Genomic DNA, 18,734 nt, shown 5'->3' with positions numbered 1-18,734 from the left:
AATTACTCATCCTCACTAATACTTAATAAGATTGTGACAACAACGCCGACAACTGCCAGCGCAACACCCGCTTCAAAAAGCGTAACAGTGGTCAATTCTATTTCACCGAAAAAGGGAACCTGAAAGTAATCAAAAGTTTGTGTTAAAAAGTTTTTACCAAACACTAATGCTCCAAACCCTGTCCCCACGGATAAAAATGCCCCAAAGGCGGCTACCAATTTAAAGTCAATAGGCAGTCCTTTCTGAATGGTTTCAATATCATATACAATAAACAACAAGACCAAAGCTGAAGCAAGTACCAGACCGCCGCTAAAACCGCCGCCCGGACTGTTATGTCCAGCAAAAAATAAATATACGGCCAGCGTTAAAATAATAAAGAAAACAAGTTTAGCCACTGTGCGGAGAATAACGTTATTTATCTTCAAACTGATCACTCTCCTTCTTGGCTCTCACCCGGATCATCGTATAAACACCAATTCCCGCAATTAAGAGCACAACCACCTCTAACATCGTATCAAATGCACGAAAATCGCCTAAAATGGCATTCACAATATTTTTTCCGCCTGCAAGCTCATACGAATTCTCGAAAAAGCTGGAGATGGTATCAAATGCTTTATTCCCCTGGACTGCCAGTGCAACAACAGTAAACACAAGTCCCACTCCAATAGAAATGAGCAAATTAAAGCTTTTCGTTTTCTTGGAAGTATCTTCTTTCTCCATCTCAGGCAAGAAATAATAAGCTACCAGGAATAAAACAGTTGTAACTGCTTCAATAATCGTTTGTGTTAATGCCAAGTCCGGTGCACGGAATAAGACAAACAGAAGTGCAATACCAAAACCTAAAATACTATTTAATACAATGGCTGTCAGCCTTGATTTGGCAAATAAAATCGCGATTCCGGCTGTCATCATAGCCAGGACAATAAGCCATTCAAATCCGGAAATGGATGCATTCTCCGGCAATGTAAATTGATAAGCTCCTGTGATAATAAATGTCCCGCCGATGGCCAAAATGAAAAAGGCAAATATATATACCATATAATCACGTAAATAGCGTGTCATATATTTATTTGTAATAACCGTGGATTTATCTTCAATCTGGTCTAAAACAAAACCGTAAAATACATTAATGGACCATTTCTCCGGAAACAGTTTATATATACCTGACCAGTATTTTCTGGTAAGGAATAAAAAGATCCCGAACAGAACAACGCCAATGGTCATAAATAACTCCGGTTCGAACCCATGCCAAGCATGGATATGTGTCCCTAAGTCGGCTCCTTCTGCAGCAAATGTCGGGAAGATTCCGCTCATAGCAGGCGTAATTAAATACTGCCCTATCACATTCGGCATAAAGAAAATAGCAATAACTAGCAATCCCAGTATCATTGGCGAAATCAGCATTCCCGGTTTGGGCTCATGTGCCGGATGCTCTAATTTCTCCTCTTTATATGGTCCAAGGAATGTTTTTACAACAAATACCATTGCATAAACAAACGTAAATATACTTGCTATCCAGGCAACAATCGGGATAGCCATCCCCCATGTCCCTAAGCCGAAGAAACTTGCTTCTGTAATATCCCGCGAGGATATAAAAAATAATTCTTTACTTAAGAAACCGTTAAACGGCGGTAAACCTGCCATAGACATACTGCCAATTGTCGCAACCGTAAACGTGACTGGCATTAATGTAATGAGTCCGCCTAACCGGCGAATATCCCGGGTACCTACACTATGGTCCACGACACCAACAACCATAAACAAGGCGCCTTTAAACGTTGAGTGGTTCACTAAATGGAACAAGGCTGCAAAGGTTGCTCCTGTATACACTACTGATTCACTTGAATACCCCATATAAAGTGCAGCAGATCCCATACCGAACATACTCATAATCATTCCCAGCTGACTGATGGTAGAATAAGCCAGTAACGCCTTTAAATCGGTTTGGCGTACCGCATTAAAGGATCCCCAGAAGAGCGTAAATATCCCAACACCTGTAACGGCCCAGAACCAGACTGCTTCTCCTCCGAAGACCGGAGTAAATCGGGCAACCAGGTAGATCCCCGCTTTTACCATCGTTGCCGAATGCAGATAAGCACTGACCGGTGTCGGTGCTTCCATGGCATCCGGAAGCCAGATATGGAACGGAAACTGTGCTGATTTCGTAAAAGCTCCCAGCAGTACAAGCAGCATAGCTGGTATAAATAAAGCATCCCCGCTGATCATACTTACATTAGCAATAACTTCCCGAATACTCCAAGTATCCGCCATGGTGCCAACCATGATAAAACCGACCAGCATGGAAATACCACCGGAAACAGTAATAATTAATGATTTCTTGGCACCCTCTCTGGAACGTTTCCTTTGGTACCAAAATGCAATCAACAGGAAGGATGAAATACTTGTTAATTCCCAAAACACATATAGAACTAACATATTATCTGACATCACAATACCTAACATTGCTCCCATGAAAAGCATAAGGTATGTATAGAACGTGCCTATTGGTTCCTTGAATGAAAGATAATAAATGGAATAGAGAATGACAAGTGCTCCGACTCCAGTAATTAATAATGCAAATGTTAAACTGAGTCCATCTAAATAAGCTGTTATATTTATTCCATAGCTTGGAATCCAATTCATTGTCTGTACAATTACTTCACCACCGGAAATAGTTGGGATAAGTGAAGCAAGGAAAATAAATAATCCGATTGGCACCAGGATAACAAACCAGCCAACGTGCAATTTTTTCACATATTTATATAAAAAAGGTATCATTGCGGCAGCTAAAAAAGGTATAAAAATAGCCAGTACTAAAGTTGACAAACGGAAACCTCCTATCACTTCATTGATTTCTTGATAGTGTGTTCATTATGGTGAAAAATTTGCACACATTCTTTTCATGCTAGTGCGTTCTTAATGAATGGCCCATTAAAACGAACGCAACAGATACTAATGGTTATTTTGCACTTAAAATGCTAATCTAATGATAATGGATGTTTAAAAGCCGGCAAAGACATAAAGAGCCGTCTGTTCATGCCTGTTTTATGCCTAAAGAACACTTTCAGCATATAGCGTCATGGAGTGTGGTAAAAGGCAGAAACGCACTTTGTTTGGCTTAAAAGAATTTGATCCAGCGGGTGCTTTTCACGACATGAAAGCTTTTAGTCATTCAGAATGTTCAAAGCGCATTTTCTTTCCATCATTCATATGTCCCTTATTGAAAAAAGGAAAAGTGCGAACACTTATACTGTGAAAATACGTGGTAAAGTAGTAAGCCTTTCTTGCAGTAAATACAAAGGCATGACGAGGTGTTATAATGGTTGTTCAAAAAGTCTGATAAAACGGCATATCATTGATCTTCACGATATCTTTATCACGGAGGGAGAACCATCCGGCACACTCCCGTTTTCAAACAGAGAATGAAATATACATCTGTTTCGCCGGGGTTCAGGTGAGTTAATTCCCTGAATCACTCAGGCTAAACCTATGGGAGGACAAGGAAACAGACTATGTTCGCAACGTCTGCACTAGTACATCCTGGGACTTCATTTACTCGTCCCATCGAAACCTCCATCTAAATAAAGTTTTGTTTTATAAACGTTGCTGGAGCACACACACTAAAACATGAATTCTTCATAATCACACATAAATATTATACAAAAAATCAGCTGTTTTTGCATGTCTAACGTTGTGACACCTTTATCATATTTTTATGTTGACGTATTTTTTATTTCTTTCCAGGAAAAGGAAACCCCTTTACAATAGCTTCACAACAAAGGAAGAGATTAACTTGATGAGGAACTTTTCAGGCAAAAAACATGGAAAATCAATTATTTTTCATCTAGTACTATACGAATCTAAAATTACATGTTAAAATGATACGGTTTAAAGGATAAGACTTCCTTACAAAACAGTTAATTAAGAAGGTTTACGCCTTCTGTTTTCAGGTCAAATATAAATAAAAGCAATTCGGTTCCTATTCAGATAGATATAGATGTTTTAAAACGAAATAAAAAGTAAATGACTATATAGAGAAAGGTGCGGTAGAAACGATGAAAAAAATCAGAGGTCGCATGGACGAAAGTATTTTAGTATGTGTTTATTATGGTCCTAATGGTGAACGTCTTATCCGCCGGGGTCATAAACTGGCACAAAACATGGACTGCCCATTGTATGTTTTAACAGTAGATGCCCTTCCTTATGACGAATTTGATGCAGAAAAATCAGGTTTTGTCGAACATTGGAAAGAACTGTGCGAAGAATTGGATGTAGAAGAATTTATTATTCGTGATAAAGAAAAACGATCTGTAAGAGCCATCAAAGAAGTGGCACACAAATATAATATTACCCAAATTATTATTGGTCAGAGTGCACAAAACCGCTGGGAAGAGATTACAAAAGGTTCTTTTGTCAATGTACTTCTCCGGGAAATTTCATTTATTGACCTTCACATTGTTTCCGTAGACCGTACATTAAAAAGTACCGATGATACGATTTATGAAAAAGGGGTACGTGCGTTTATTCAGGAAGACAGTGAAATACCTGGCCAATACCGTTTAAAATTCACCCGCTCTAAGCACAACTTATACGAGGGGATTTTCTACAAAGAAATTGGAACAGATTTTAATAATGGTGTATTCAAATTCATTAATAATAAAGGAAAAACATCCCAGGTTCATATTACAGAAAATGTTTGTACAGGTGAGTTAAAAGAGCCCCCAAACATTGCGAAATCCATTCATTAAAAAAGACTCCTGCAACGGCGCTGCCCCCGAAATCCAGTTTGTTCCTTCTGTATTTCGGGAGACTGCACCGATAACGGAGTCTTTTTTCATTGCGTCCAGCCCTTGTACATTTCTGGAACCCTGCTCGCAAATACAGGAACTTCCTTGCGTATCCGGTCAACATTGGAAACAGTAATGGTCTCCACCAATGTTTCTTCATTGTTTTCTGACCCTTCTTTGATGATGTTTCCCCATGGATCAACTACTAACGAGGTTCCGCAAAATGAAACGCTGTCATACTCACCAACCCGATTACTGGAAATAACATAGCACTGATTTTCAATTGCCCGTGCCAGTTGGAGTGCCTTCCAATGGTCCTTACGTGCAGATGGCCATTCGGCTACTATATAAATCACTTCGGCTCCAGCTAGAGCCAACTCCCTAGCTAATTCCGGAAAACGGAGATCATAGCAAATAAGTAATCCCATTTTCACACCATCCAGTTCAAATACATGCGCTTGCCTTTTTCCGCCTGCTAAATACGCCGGTTCATTTAACATCGGAACCAGATGAATTTTATCGTACGTATATACCTCTTCTCCAGCATGATTAACAACAAGCGCTGTATTGTAGATAGCGCCATCTACTTTATTGGCAAAAGACCCGCCAATAATATGCACATGGTATTGTTTAGCCAACTCTTTTAAAAAGCTTCGTGTCGGTTCTCCATCCAAATCCGCAATTTCCTCTAGTTGCTCCAATGTATATGCTGTCGTCCACATTTCCGGGAGAACAATCACATCCGGCTTATCCTTTTCCACCCGTTCTGCCAGCCATTTTCTGATGCGTTTCCGGTTACGCTCCGGATCACCGGGAATAATATCCATTTGGTAAATCGCATGCTTCATCTTATTCACACCTCTCCTTCTTATTTTATTAACTACCTACCTTGTATCTTATCTTCTTATCTATAAGAATAAGTGTCAACCTGCATACATACCTTTCTACAAAGAAGTTTTGCAGGCAACCTCTAATCGATATACATGACAGTAACCAAAAAGCATAATAGAATAGAGGATAGTACAAATGACTGGGAGGAAGGATACGGTATGCAGATTGAACATATTCTAAACGAACTAAAAGATCGTACGCCGGCATTAATGGGACATCAGCATTTTAAACGGTCTTCTGTGCTTATTCCTTTGGTTGAAGTAGATGGAGAAACACATATCCTGTTTGAAATCCGTTCCATGAACTTAAGAAGTCAGCCTGGAGATGTTTGTTTTCCCGGCGGACGAGTTGATCCAGAGGATAAACACCCTGCCCATACCGCCATCCGGGAAACCACAGAAGAGCTCGGTATTATTGAGCAGGAGATATCGGACCCTATACCACTCGATTATATCGTGAACGACTTAGGAAGAATCATCTACCCTTTTATCGGAAAGCTGAAAACGATAGAAAATATTCTGCCTAATCCGGACGAAGTAGACCAAATTTTCACCGTTCCGCTTTCTTTCTTTTTAGAAAATGCGCCCAAAAGATACCAGGTACACCTGGAAATAAAACCCGAAGATAACTTCCCTTACCATCTTATTGTTGGCGGAGAGGATTATGAATGGCGTGTGCGGACGATGGAGGAGCTCTTCTATCAATATGATGATAGAACTATCTGGGGACTAACAGCTAAGGTTTTGGCGCACTTTATCAGTTTAATTACACATGAAAAAGACCGTTAATACGCTTATAAAACGTATCACGGTCTTTTTTCTACTATCCTTTTTTAGTTGCGCATTTCTAAAGAAGAAGGGAAATATCCCCTTCCCTCTTCCGCTCTGTTGAAGTAGCTGATTAGATAGCATCCTGTTTCCAAATATGCACAATTCCTTTATCATGCTCCGTACGGATTAAGCGGCCGATTCCTTGCTTTAAACGAAGCTGCATATATGGCAAATCAATTTCTGCGAATGGATCCGCTGCATGTTTCCGTTTAGCTTTAAAAACAGGATCATCGGGTGGATACGGCAAGGATGCAATAATAACTTGGGTTAATGCCTCACCTGGCACATCCAGCCCTTCCCATAAGTGATGCGCACAAAGAACCGAAGACGTGTTAAGTTGAAAAGCACGAACAATTTTACTGATTTCGTTATCCCCTTCAAATATAAAGTCAAAAGACCAGTCCCGTGCATCCGCCCAGTGCCGGAATGCCTGCATCTCTTCTTCAGAACGGAATAAAATCAGACTGTGCCCTTCGTTATCCTGAAGCTGTTCCGCAATCCCTTCGTATTTTTCTGTTGCATCTGTATAGCTATGTTCCGTTATTGTACGCACTTCCTCATAATCAAATGGAGATGCAACAGAAAATGAGCTGTACGTATCCACACCTAAACTTTTCGCAATGTAAGAGAAATCTCCATCCTGAGAAAGGGTTGCTGAAGAAAACACAAAGGGAATATTTTTCTGAAATACTTCTTCCCGGAGAACATTTTCAACCAATCTCGGCATAATAACCAGACTGGTTTCATCGCCATCTTCTTCTAACCAGTAGACCCCTTCGTCATCTTTCAGGAAAATCGATAAACCATACGCAAAGAATTCCAAATACTCTTCAATAATTTTTGTATGATACGCATCGATTGTAAACAGCTCTGCGTCAAAAACAAGTTCTTCTAACAGTTGCTGGACCATTTTCTCTAACCGTTCTGCCATCTCTCTCATCTTTTTATCTTGCGGGATTTCCAGCCGGTTGGAACCTTCCACATGAACAGCTATCTCTGAAATATAGTCAAACCAGTCATCATGGAGTGCCATAATATCTTCTGCTAATTGCAGCGATTCTTCCCGCACATCCTGACCCTGGTAGCCTGTCAAGACATTGGTGAGATTCTGATAGTTAAAACGGTAGGTCAAGCCCTTCTGCGCGGCAAATTCCAACAAGTGGCCTTCATCAAAGACAACGGCACTTGCTTCCGGAAGCAGCGGTAACTGTCCTTCCCTGATCCGTGATTCCTTTGTCCAGACATGCTCCATATAAAAATCATGCGAGCAAATAATCAAATCTTGGGCATGACGATAATATTCGCGGTGTAATGTCTGGGCACTGCGATGTCTGAAATCACATGTTGCACATTGCTTCAATGGATCCCAGCCAATCTGTTCCCATTGCTTATCCGAGAGCCACGGGTAATCTTTCCGGTCCCCGTAAGGATAAAAAGATTGCATCGAAATGCCCTGGTCAAAAACAAAATCTGGCACAGCATCATAGACATCAAGAATATCTTCATCTTCTGTATATTCAGCTAACGGATCCAATTTTTTCATACACAAATAGTTTTCACGTGCTTTGGCAAGCCGGACATCTACTTCTAACCCCAGTGTTTTCTCCAGCTTATCTATATCTCCACCTTCTTTGACCAGCTGCTCAATCAACGTTTCATCCGCACAGGAAATAATAACCGGCTTTCGCTGGTAACGGGCATAGCAAATAGCATATAAGAGATAAACAATCGTTTTACCTGTTCCGACACCTGCTTCCGCAAAAATCGTTTTTTTATTTTTAAAAGCCTGTTCCAGCTGAAATGCCATGTAAATTTGTTCATCACGCAACTCAAAACCTTGTTCTGGTAAAATATCATAAAAAACATCGCCGATATAATCACCCAAGCGATCAAAAAATTGTTCGTTTTTTGCTACTGTAAATGGGATTGATTTCATTCCTGCCATATACAACTCCTTTTCTATTTTACATCTATTAAAACACGTTTTGTTGAACTTATAGAATAAAAGCACTCTTCATCGTACCATTATTTCTAAAAAGCTAGCAAGCTATTCACTTGTACAGCCTAAAATAAATTCTTACTGTTAATAAATTGATTTTTTTGAATAAATCATTCTTTTCATCCGTGTAAACTACAGCTACTCTCTTGATGACATCGCCTTCATAATTTGTTACGCTAGTATCTGAACAGAGAACGTTTCAATTCAAATAAGGGGTGTAAACAATGAAGAGAGTTGTCCTTGTCGGAGGTGGATATGGCGGTATCAAAACACTGCTTGGCCTGCTCGGTCAAACATTATCCGATGATATACATATAACGGTTATTGATCGTAATCCTTTTCGTTCATTAAAAACCGAGTTCTATTCCATTGCTGCAGGTACTTCGGCAGATCATGATGTCCGCGTTGATTTCCCTGCGGATTCTCGTGTGACGTATGTTTTTCGGGAAATTACTAAAATGGATATAGCTAATAAACAAATTGTGATTCAAGATGAAGATTCTGTTGTTCCTTATGATTATTTAATTATCGGATTAGGCTGCGAGGACAATTATCATGGAATTACCGGAGCTGAAGAATTTACAGAAAGTGTTCAAACCTTTGCTAAAGCCCGAAAAGCTGGTGTTGCAATCGGAAACTTAAAAGCTTACGGTAAAGTATCTGTTATCGGCGCCGGATTAAGCGGTATTGAGGTTGCTTCAGAAATTCGCGAAAGCAGACCAGATTTAAATATCCGCTTGCTTGACCGCGGGAACACCGTATTAAAACCGCTGGACAGCAAAATTCAATCCTATGTCGAAAAATGGATGGCAGAAAATAACGTCGATGTTATTCATAACTCAACAGTAGAATATGTAGAAAAAGATGGCGTATGCAATAATGGTGTATGTTATTTAAATGATGTCACTATCTGGACTGCAGGGGTACAACCTAATTGGCTGGTGCGGTCATTGCCATATGAAAAAGACAATCAGGGAAAAGTTGTTGTGAACGATTTTTACCAGGTGCCGGAAGATCCATCCGTCTATGTTCTAGGGGATTGTGCATCAAGTGAATTCTCCCCAAGCGCCCAGCTCGCCGGGCTGCAAGGGGAACAAATTGCGGAAATACTGCTTGCCATTTTAAACGGAAAACAGCCGAAACAGCCAAAACCGCTAAAATTAAAAGGAACATTAGGTTCCTTGGGCAAATCAGACGGTTTTGGAAATATGGTCAAAAAGCCAATGACAGGACTATTGCCAAGACTCGCTAAATCAGGTGTGCTATGGTTGAGTAAACGCCATTAAAATTTAAAAATGCCGGGCCGCTTCATTGCCAGCCCGGCATTTTTATTTATCTAATTCTTCCAGCATGTCTTCGATTGCTTTAGCAACACCATCTTGCTCATTCGATACCGTTTCATACTGACATAGGTTCTTAATCTGATCTGCGGCATTTTCCATCGCCACACCACGTCCGGCCATTTCCAGCATGCTGGCATCGTTCCAATTGTCCCCGATTGTCATAACATCTTGCATGGACCAGCCTTCATTCTCAATATATTTTTGAATCGCTAAACCTTTCTGCGCTTTGGGATGGTTAAACTCCAGATTTGTTTCTCCCGAAGAAGTGATAACAGCCCCCGGCTCATCACGAAGCTTTTTCTTCGCATCCTCCAGCTGCTTTTCTTCAAACGCAAACGTAAGAATTTTATAAATTTCGGTATGCTCATCTTGCAGCGCTAACTGTAACTGTTCAACAAAAACAACCTGTTCCAGCTGAAACCGCTGCTCTACCGTTTCACGCATTTCCTGCTCGGAAACATCCGGATTAGATGTACGCATAATATCCATCAACACTTCTAAAAAATGTTCCCGGCTTTCTGAAAGCACACCTTTGTTGGTAAATAGCTCTACATACATACCCAATTTACTGCATTCATCAGCGATACGCGCAGCGACCGATTTATCCATTGGGATACTATTTATTATTTTTTCATTCTCCTGATATGTGACCGCTCCATTCAAACTGACCACCGGACACGTAATCCCGGCAGCTTGAAGCGGTATATTTGCAGCTTGATAAGATCTTCCTGTTGCTACAATAAATTCAATTCCTTGATTGATTGCTTCTTTTACTGCTTTTGCATTCGCTTCACTTATTTCACCATTTTCATTAAGTAAAGTTCCGTCCATATCTGATGCAATTAATTTCATGATACCTAACCGCCTTTTCGATAAAATAAAGCTGTTAAAAAGCTGATAAGGAGTACGGCTTTCAAATGACAAGCCCATTCTCCTGATTATCTGCATACTTTCTTTATATTCCCATTTTCAGCTTTTTTACACCCTCTATTTATTTTCAATAATAAAATGATTGAAACCCGAGTAAGAGCTTCAATCATTCCACTTCCATATTCACTATACCTTATCTGCATCAGATGATTCCAGTAATTTCTCTGCTTTATCCATTTGTGCTAAAACACTTTGTTTTGCTGTACCGCCGGCAGCTGCTCTTGCATTCACAACCGTTTCAGGCTGTAACGCTTCAAAAATATCTTCTTCTACAACAGCCGAATATTGTTTAAACTCCTCCAAGCTTAAATCCAGCAAATAAATACCTGCTTGAATACAGTTTAAAACAACCTGCCCAACCACAGCATGCGATTCACGGAATGTCAGTCCTTTATTGACCAGATAATCCGCTAAATCCGTCGCATTAGAATAATCATTCGTCACCGCTTTATACATGCTGTCCTGATTGACTTTCATCGATGCAATCATTCCAGCAAAAAGCTGCAAGGCCCCTTTCAATGTCTCATGAGAATCAAACATGCCTTCCTTATCTTCCTGCATGTCTTTGTTGTATGCAAGTGGCAAACCTTTCAATGTCGTCAGCATCCCCATCAAGTTTCCGTAAAGGCGACCGGTTTTCCCCCGGACAAGCTCAGCTACATCCGGATTCTTCTTCTGCGGCATCATACTGCTTCCGGTTGTATACGAATCATCCAGCTCAACAAAGTTAAATTCCGCACTTGACCACTGCACGAGTTCTTCACAAAGCCGGGATAAATGCGTGCCGATTAACGATCCATTTGATAGGAACTCCACGACAAAATCACGATCGCTGACCGCGTCCAGGCTATTCTCACAAATCCCTTCAAAATCAAGCTCGTGAGCGACAAATTCGCGATCAATCGGAAAAGTGGTGCCTGCAAGCGCTCCGGCTCCTAATGGCGATTTATTCACCCGCTTCAGGCTGTCCTCCAGACGCTCTACATCGCGCTGAAACATAAATACATATGCCATCATATGGTGTGCAAATAAAACCGGCTGTGCACGCTGTAAGTGCGTATATCCAGGCATGATTACATCGATATTCTCCTTTGCCTGACCAATAAGTGCCTGCTGTACAGATTTCAATAGTACAATCAGCTCAGAAACAGCTTCTCTGGCATACAGGCGCATATCCAACGCCACCTGATCATTTCTGCTGCGACCGGTATGCAATTTGCCTCCCACTTGTCCAATTTCTTCAATCAGGAGTCGCTCCACATTCATATGAATATCTTCGTCCGTTTCTGACAGTTCCGCTTCTCCGGCCTCAATCTTGCTGAGAACTTTTTTCAATCCTGCTGTAATCTGATCCGCATCATCAACTGAAATAATATTGCACTTTTTCAGCATAGCCACATGAGCCAGACTGCCTTTCACATCATACTTCGCTAATTTCTGGTCAAAACGAATCGACGAGGCATACTCGTCGACTAGTTCATTCGTAGGTTTTGTAAATCTTCCACCCCATAATTTCACGGTTTCACAGCTTCCTTTACCTCTAATTTTACTTTTTCAATTGATTTATTGCCTTGGGGACCATTCACGGCAGAATGTACCTGTGTTGGCAGGCCCCATAATTTAATAAAGCCTAAAGCTGCTTCATGGTCAAACGCATCCGCCTTATTATAAGTGGCTAAGTCAAAATCATATAAGGAGCTGGCTGACTCTCTGCCAACAACCTGCGCTTGCCCTTTATACAGTTTTACTTTTACTGTGCCGGATACATGCTGCTGCGTCTTCTCAATAAACGCCTGCAATGCTTCTGTTAACGGAGAATACCATAATCCGTAGTAAACGGCCTGAGACAGCTTCTGCTCAACAACCGGTTTAAATTCCGCTACTTCCCGAGGTAACGTTAATGCTTCCAGCTCCTGATGTGCATTGATGAGTGTCATCGCAGCCGGTGCTTCATAAACCTCTCTTGATTTGATGCCGACTAAACGGTTTTCCACATGGTCAATTCTGCCAACTCCATGTTTGCCGGCAATTTCATTCAATGTAAGAATCAATTCGTCCAAGTCCAGTTTTTCGCCATCTAAGGAAACTGGCTTTCCTTGTTCAAACGTAATTTGCACGGTTTGCGGCTCATCCGGCGCATCGATTGGATCCTGGGTTAAATCAAATGCATCCTGTGGTGCTTCCGCCCATGGGTCTTCTAAAATACCACATTCGTTACTTCTTCCCCATAGGTTTTCGTCAATGCTATAGGGGCTGTCTTTTTTAATTGGAATCGGAATCCCATGCTCTTTCGCATATTCAATTTCTTCTTCTCTAGACATAGCCCATTCACGAACCGGCGCAACAATCTGCAGATCAGGATTCAGTGCTGTAAATGCGACATCGAAACGTACTTGGTCATTTCCTTTTCCAGTACAGCCATGCGCAACTGCCACAGCTCCTTCTTCTTCTGCAATATCCACCAATATTTTGGCGATCAATGGACGGGATAGTGCAGAAATTAACGGATATTTCCCTTCATAAAGCAGGTTAGCCTGTAATGCCGGCAGGACATATTCATCCGAATAAAGTTTTTTGGCGTCAATCACATACGATTTGATTGCTCCAACATCCAGTGCTTTTTGCTTTACGAACTCCAAGTCTTTTCCTTCTCCAACATCCAATGCTACCGCAATTACATCATAATTATATTTATCCTGTAACCACTTTACCGCTACAGATGTATCTAATCCTCCAGAATAAGCTAAAACAATCTTGTTTTTTGCCACTTAAAAAATCCCCTCTCGTAAATATGCTGTTATCGAATTATTATGCATCATTATGTATAATAATGCAAGGGATATTTGAAACTTTTTTTATTTTTTCGAGGAATTCTATTTTGGTACTGTCAATGCGGGTAATTTCTGGTTTTCTATTTATTTTCCGGAAACATAAATGACAAGGTATATGAGCATTTATTCCAAAAAAATATCCTTTTACAGTGAAACGATAATGTATATTTTTGTATGTAAAAAGACGTTCCTCCTAAAAAGAACGTCTCCTTTGTCTGTTTATATTTTCTTTACTGCTTCACTAATAGTACTTTCTCCAGCAATCAAATCAAAGCCTTTCTGATACGTATTTTGAGCTTCGAGCACTTCAACAATGGTAGCTGCAACGTCTTCACGCGGAATATTGCCCCGGTCCAAGTTTTCACCTGCCAGAATTTTTCCTATGCCCGGTTCATTCTGCAATCCGCCCGGGCGTACAATGGTATAATCAAGACCACTCTGCATTAGCGTGTCATCTGCAAAGTGCTTTGCCACCATATACGGTTTAATTGGACTATCCGCCCAACTATCCCGATTATGCGCTTGGAAAGCACTTACCATGACAAAACGATTCACATTGGCTTTTTTCGCAGCTTCAATCGATTTGACAGCTCCGTCTAAATCAATGAGCAATGTTTTATCAGGGCCGGTATGTCCGCCAGATCCTGCTGTAAACACAACAGCATCTGCTCCTTTTACCACAGTTTCTAAATCAGATATGCTGCCTTCTAAATCAGCTAAAACAGCATGAATTCCTCTGTCTTCCAATTCTTTTTTCTGCCCTTCTTTACGAACCATTGCTGTAACTTCATGTTGTTCATGTGCTTGAAGCTGATTGACAAGATGCTTTCCAATTTGTCCGTTTGCTCCGATAACTACTACATTCATTTCATATCCACCCCTTTGCATCCTTCTTCTAATGTATTGTTTTCCCTTCCATAAAATATCCAAACATGTTTTAAGTAGATGGGTATATATCCAAATAAGAATGCGCTACTTTTTCTATTAAAAAAGAATGACCCTTCAAAGCCATTCTATAAAATCTTATTCTATTATCCGAACCGTCCGGAAATATAATCTCCCGTGCGCTTATCTCTCGGGTTATTAAAGATATGATCGGTTTGATCATATTCTACAATTTCTCCATTTAAAAAAAATGCTGTTCTATCCGAAATACGTGCTGCCTGCTGCATGTTATGCGTTACGATAACAATTGCATAATCCTTTTTCAATTCCTGTATAAGTTCCTCAATACGCAAGGTTGATTTGGGGTCCAGTGCCGACGTCGGTTCATCCATTAAAATCACTTTCGGTTCAATCGCTAAACAGCGAGCAATACACAAGCGCTGCTGCTGTCCTCCGGATAAACCGTACGCATTATCATGGAGCCGATCTTTCACTTCATCCCAGATAAATGCACCACGCAGGCTCTTTTCAACGATCTCATCCAGTACTTTCTTATTCTTTATACCATGGATTTTCGGACCATAGGCAATATTTTCATAGATGGATTTCGGGAATGGATTTGGTTTTTGAAAAACCATACCAACCTTGGTGCGCAAGTCTTCCACCCGGAATGATTTATCTAATATATTTTTTCCTTTATAGGTTATCTGGCCAGATGTTTTTACAGTGGGAACCAACTCTACCATACGGTTCAACGTCTTCAAATAAGTAGACTTTCCGCATCCGGAAGGCCCGATAATAGCAGTAACTTCTTTTTCTCTGATATCCATATGAATATTTTTTAAAGCATGCGTTTCCCCGTACCATAAATGCAAACCTTTCGTATCGTAAACCACTTCTTTCGGTTCAGCAGGTTCTTTTTCGTAATGGTCTCTTACAAGTTTCAAATTTATTTGTTTTGTCATAACGGTACTCATGAGATAATCTCCTCTCTTTTGTCAGCGAATATCCTGTTTAATAACGTTGCCCGAATTTATTGCGGATGAAAATAGCAATCGAGTTTAACAAAAACAGGAATATCAATAATACAATAATCGTTGCGGCTGCTAGATTCGCATATTCTGCGACCAGGGACGAATCAATCGTCCAATAATACACTTGCATCGGTAAAGCCGTAAAAGTATCCAAAATACCGGATGGAAATGGGATTAATAAAGCCGGAATACCAAGCACCGTTAATGGAGCAGTCTCGCCGATAGCACGCGATAATGCTAAAATAGCTCCTGTTAAAATACCAGGTAACGCGGCTGGTAAAATAATACGGCGTATGGTCTGCCACTTGGTCGCTCCCATACCGTAAGATGCTTCACTCAAACTGCCCGGAACCGCCCGTAATGCTTCCTGTGCCGCTACAATCACTATTGGAAGAACAAGCAAGGATAAGGTTAATCCGCCCGCTAAGATGACATTGCCAAATTCCAAAGCTCGCACAAATAACGTCAGACCTAGTAATCCATACACAATCGACGGGACACCAGCCAAATTAGATATATTTGTTGCGATAATCGCATGCAGTTTCCCTTTCTTGGCATAAAGCTCCAGATAAATAGCTGTCCCTACGCCAATGACCATGGTTACCGGAATAACAACCATCATCAGCCAGGCAGTTCCTAAAATGGCTCCCATAATTCCCGCTCTGCTTGCATCAGTTGACAGATGATTCATCAGGAAATCCATATTGATATATTCGATTCCTTGCGTAAAAATACGGACAAGCAATACAGCAAGCACAACCAAGCCAAACAAGGTCGAGGCAAAGAAAAGCCCTTTAAAGCCTGTATTTTTCCGCACGCGGGATGACATACGCTTCTCAACTAGCACAGCATCCATATATTTCGTTGCCATCTCAGTACTCCTCCCTAAACTTCCGTGAAATATATTTTGCTAATAGATTCATCATGAGTGTGAAAACAAATAATGTTAACGCCACAGCATAAAGGCTGTAATAAATCGTTGTCCCTGCTGCTGCTTCTCCGCCGGCAACCTCTACAATATAGGCCGTCATTGTCTGCATCGACTGCGTGATATCAAAAGAGAAATTTTTCGAGCTTCCGCTGGCAATGGCAACAATCATTGTTTCCCCTATTGCCCGGGAAATACCGAGTACAAAAGATGCTACAATTCCGGATAACGCTGCTGGTATAACTACTTTAAACGTCGTCTCCAGTTTCGTTGATCCAAGTGCTAAGGCTCCTTCTCTGATGGAATTTGGAACAGAAGACATTGCATCTTCTGACAGCGAAGCAATCATCGGAATAATCATGACACCCATAATGATTCCCGGGCTGAGAATATTTGTCGCTTCGATGGAAGGAAAAATCATTCTCAGTAATGGCGTGATAAATGTAAATGCAAAGAATCCATATACAATTGTCGGTACACCAGCTAAGATTTCCAATAGTGGCTTCAACACTTTCCGCACATCATCTGGCGCATATTCACTTAAATAAATTGCCGACATCATCCCAATCGGTCCAGCTACCAGCATGGCAATAACCGTAGAGATAATGGTTCCATTTAATAATGGCAGAACACCGAATTCCGGATTTTGGCTTAACGGCTTTAACACCGTTCCTGTAAAGAAATCAAGAATTGGTACATTCCGGAAAAATGCAACGGATTCGGCAAACAACGTGTAAACAATGCCAACCGTTGTCAGAACCGATATCGACGCAATAAGTAATAACAAAGCTGGTATGAAGCGTTCCAATGTATGAAAGATTTTCTGCTTCTCTTTTTGTTGTTCAATCATTTCACTAACGGACAAACGGTTCTTATTATTTGCAGCCATTATTCTAAAGCCACCTTCCATTCTTTGAGAAATACATAACTTATCGCCAAACCCTGCTGGCAAAAGTCGTGTTTTTTTCATCCTGTACATCATAACTTTTATATTTTTAAAATAAGAGGAAGATGAGAAGTGAAGCCACACCGCTCATCTGTCTTCTTTTTATTTGATTCCTTCTAATGCTTCCAGCTGAGACGTGATTTCTTCATCGGGAATTGGCGCAAATCCTGTCTCACCAGCAACATTATTCGTATTTTCTAAAACATATTTTGCGTAATCAAGCACTTCCGGTTTTTCCTGCGCTTGGTTTACATTCAAGTATGTGAATACCGGACGTGTATAATCTGCATAAGGCCCATCTTCTGCAATGGTGTCCAGGGATGGCTCTACTGCACCTTCTCCAAAATCAATAGATACAGCGTTAATTGCATCTTGGTTGCTTTGATAATAACCGAAACCGAAGAAACCAATCGCATTCTTATCTTCTGAAACCAACGTTACTAATGTGGAATAGTCTTGTTGAAGATCAACCCCATCCACTAAATCCTGTTCTTCTAAAATCTCTTCGTAAAAGAATTCATAGGTCCCGTGATTTTCATTTGGACCATACGTTTGGATAGCTTCATCCGGCCAGGACTCGTCAATATCTGACCACTTTGTATAGTCACCAAGGAAAATGCCTTGTACCTGTTCCGGAGTTAACTCTGTTGCCCAGTCATTATCCGGATGTGTCACAATCGTTAAACCATCTAATGCAACCTTTAATTCTTGAACTTCCATACCCAATTCATCTGCTTGTGCTTGTTCTTCCTCTTTTATTTCCCGGGAGGCGTCATTAAAGTCTGTCCCGTTCTCCGTTAAAAACTTTTCAAATCCTGCGCTTGTTCCAGCACGACTGACCTCTACCGAAACACCCTGCTGTTCATTTATCATATAATCTTCCGCTAAACGTGCCATTAATGGATAGACTGTACCGGAACCATCAATAGCAACATTTCCTGACAATTCTTCATTATTATCCGATCCGGAATCATCTGCACCATCTGCATTTCCTGAACCACATGCTGCCAAAAACAGGAGTGCAGCAACAAAAAAGAATAAAGTAAATCGTTTCAAGCTCATCAAAGTGCCCCCTTAGATTGATTATCATTTTTTGGACGTCTTTTCTCCTAGTCCTTACTTTGAATTATAGAGAAGAATTATTAATATAGTTTGCTGTTAATGTAAAGAGTATGTAAATGATGTTTTGGGAGGCTATACAAGCTTGAAAAAAAACAGAAAATGCTTATCTATCAAGACTTCATTTTCTACTCCTCTATGCTTGTCCTATTTCGCTGATGAAAATAATAATGTGCTTCTCTTATTATCCTATGCACAGATATGTCATTTA

General features: G+C 40.6%; 15 protein-coding genes. 3 read left to right on the top strand and 12 right to left on the bottom strand.

What is annotated here, in order from left to right; translation table 11 throughout:
• Positions 1-2: 2 nt before the first annotated feature.
• Positions 3-425: a Na(+)/H(+) antiporter subunit B gene (locus B7E05_RS02345; RefSeq protein WP_080872202.1), complete on the bottom strand. Its 423-nt coding sequence runs from the start codon at positions 423-425 to the stop codon at positions 3-5.
• The gene (locus B7E05_RS02340) at positions 412-2,826 is read right to left on the bottom strand and encodes a Na+/H+ antiporter subunit A (RefSeq protein WP_080872200.1); all 2,415 of its coding nucleotides are present in this window, start codon (positions 2,824-2,826) and stop codon (positions 412-414) included. The genes B7E05_RS02345 and B7E05_RS02340 overlap by 14 nt, the downstream gene beginning before the upstream one ends.
• A 1,229-nt stretch (positions 2,827-4,055) precedes the next feature.
• Here B7E05_RS02340 and B7E05_RS02335 point away from each other — a divergent pair.
• The gene (locus B7E05_RS02335; RefSeq protein ID WP_080872197.1) at positions 4,056-4,748 is read left to right on the top strand and encodes a universal stress protein; all 693 of its coding nucleotides are present in this window, start codon (positions 4,056-4,058) and stop codon (positions 4,746-4,748) included.
• A gap of 86 nt (positions 4,749-4,834) precedes the next feature.
• On the opposite strand, the gene B7E05_RS02330 is transcribed toward B7E05_RS02335, so the two are convergent.
• A complete protein-coding gene (locus B7E05_RS02330; protein WP_080872194.1) occupies positions 4,835-5,635 on the bottom strand; it encodes a carbon-nitrogen family hydrolase in 801 nt (266 codons plus the stop codon).
• Positions 5,636-5,836: 201 nt separating this feature from the next.
• Between B7E05_RS02330 and B7E05_RS02325 the strand changes: the two genes are divergently transcribed.
• Positions 5,837-6,466 carry an NUDIX hydrolase gene (locus B7E05_RS02325; protein WP_080872192.1) on the top strand — a complete coding sequence of 210 codons (630 nt, stop codon included), beginning with the start codon at positions 5,837-5,839 and terminating at the stop codon, positions 6,464-6,466.
• Between the two features lie 112 nt (positions 6,467-6,578).
• On the opposite strand, the gene B7E05_RS02320 is transcribed toward B7E05_RS02325, so the two are convergent.
• Complete coding sequence (locus B7E05_RS02320; RefSeq protein WP_080872190.1) at positions 6,579-8,453, bottom strand: ATP-dependent DNA helicase; 1,875 nt, start codon at positions 8,451-8,453, stop codon at positions 6,579-6,581.
• Positions 8,454-8,731: 278 nt separating this feature from the next.
• Between B7E05_RS02320 and B7E05_RS02315 the strand changes: the two genes are divergently transcribed.
• Complete coding sequence (locus tag B7E05_RS02315) at positions 8,732-9,793, top strand: NAD(P)/FAD-dependent oxidoreductase (RefSeq protein WP_080872188.1); 1,062 nt, start codon at positions 8,732-8,734, stop codon at positions 9,791-9,793.
• A 42-nt stretch (positions 9,794-9,835) separates the two neighbouring features.
• Here B7E05_RS02315 and B7E05_RS02310 read toward each other — a convergent pair whose 3' ends face one another.
• The 8 genes from B7E05_RS02310 to B7E05_RS02275 all read right to left on the bottom strand — a co-directional run bounded on the left by B7E05_RS02310 (position 9,836) and on the right by B7E05_RS02275 (position 18,466).
• A complete protein-coding gene (locus tag B7E05_RS02310; protein ID WP_245832927.1) occupies positions 9,836-10,774 on the bottom strand; it encodes a Cof-type HAD-IIB family hydrolase in 939 nt (312 codons plus the stop codon).
• A gap of 132 nt (positions 10,775-10,906) precedes the next feature.
• Positions 10,907-12,298 (bottom strand): argininosuccinate lyase, encoded by a 1,392-nt coding sequence (gene argH, locus B7E05_RS02305; protein WP_080872187.1) that lies wholly within the window; start codon positions 12,296-12,298, stop codon positions 10,907-10,909.
• Positions 12,295-13,548 carry an argininosuccinate synthase gene (locus B7E05_RS02300; RefSeq protein ID WP_080872186.1) on the bottom strand — a complete coding sequence of 418 codons (1,254 nt, stop codon included), beginning with the start codon at positions 13,546-13,548 and terminating at the stop codon, positions 12,295-12,297. The genes argH and B7E05_RS02300 overlap by 4 nt, the downstream gene beginning before the upstream one ends.
• A gap of 282 nt (positions 13,549-13,830) precedes the next feature.
• A complete protein-coding gene (locus B7E05_RS02295) occupies positions 13,831-14,478 on the bottom strand; it encodes an SDR family oxidoreductase (protein WP_080872184.1) in 648 nt (215 codons plus the stop codon).
• 164 nt (positions 14,479-14,642) lie between these two features.
• Positions 14,643-15,461, bottom strand: coding sequence for a phosphate ABC transporter ATP-binding protein PstB (gene pstB, locus B7E05_RS02290; protein WP_245833219.1), 819 nt, complete (start codon positions 15,459-15,461; stop codon positions 14,643-14,645).
• A gap of 49 nt (positions 15,462-15,510) precedes the next feature.
• Positions 15,511-16,401, bottom strand: a complete 891-nt coding sequence (gene pstA, locus B7E05_RS02285; RefSeq protein ID WP_080872181.1) for a phosphate ABC transporter permease PstA — start codon at positions 16,399-16,401, stop codon at positions 15,511-15,513.
• A 1-nt stretch (position 16,402) separates the two neighbouring features.
• Positions 16,403-17,347 carry a phosphate ABC transporter permease subunit PstC gene (gene pstC / locus B7E05_RS02280; RefSeq protein WP_080872179.1) on the bottom strand — a complete coding sequence of 315 codons (945 nt, stop codon included), beginning with the start codon at positions 17,345-17,347 and terminating at the stop codon, positions 16,403-16,405.
• Between the two features lie 159 nt (positions 17,348-17,506).
• Positions 17,507-18,466, bottom strand: coding sequence for a PstS family phosphate ABC transporter substrate-binding protein (locus B7E05_RS02275; RefSeq protein ID WP_080872178.1), 960 nt, complete (start codon positions 18,464-18,466; stop codon positions 17,507-17,509).
• Between the last annotated feature and the right edge of the window lie 268 nt (positions 18,467-18,734).

The organism is Oceanobacillus timonensis (genome assembly GCF_900166635.1).
GTDB classification, from domain to species: Bacteria; Bacillota; Bacilli; order Bacillales; family Amphibacillaceae; genus Oceanobacillus; species Oceanobacillus timonensis.
Note: the sequence above shows the minus strand (reverse complement) of the source record. Positions and strands in the feature narration are given on the sequence as shown.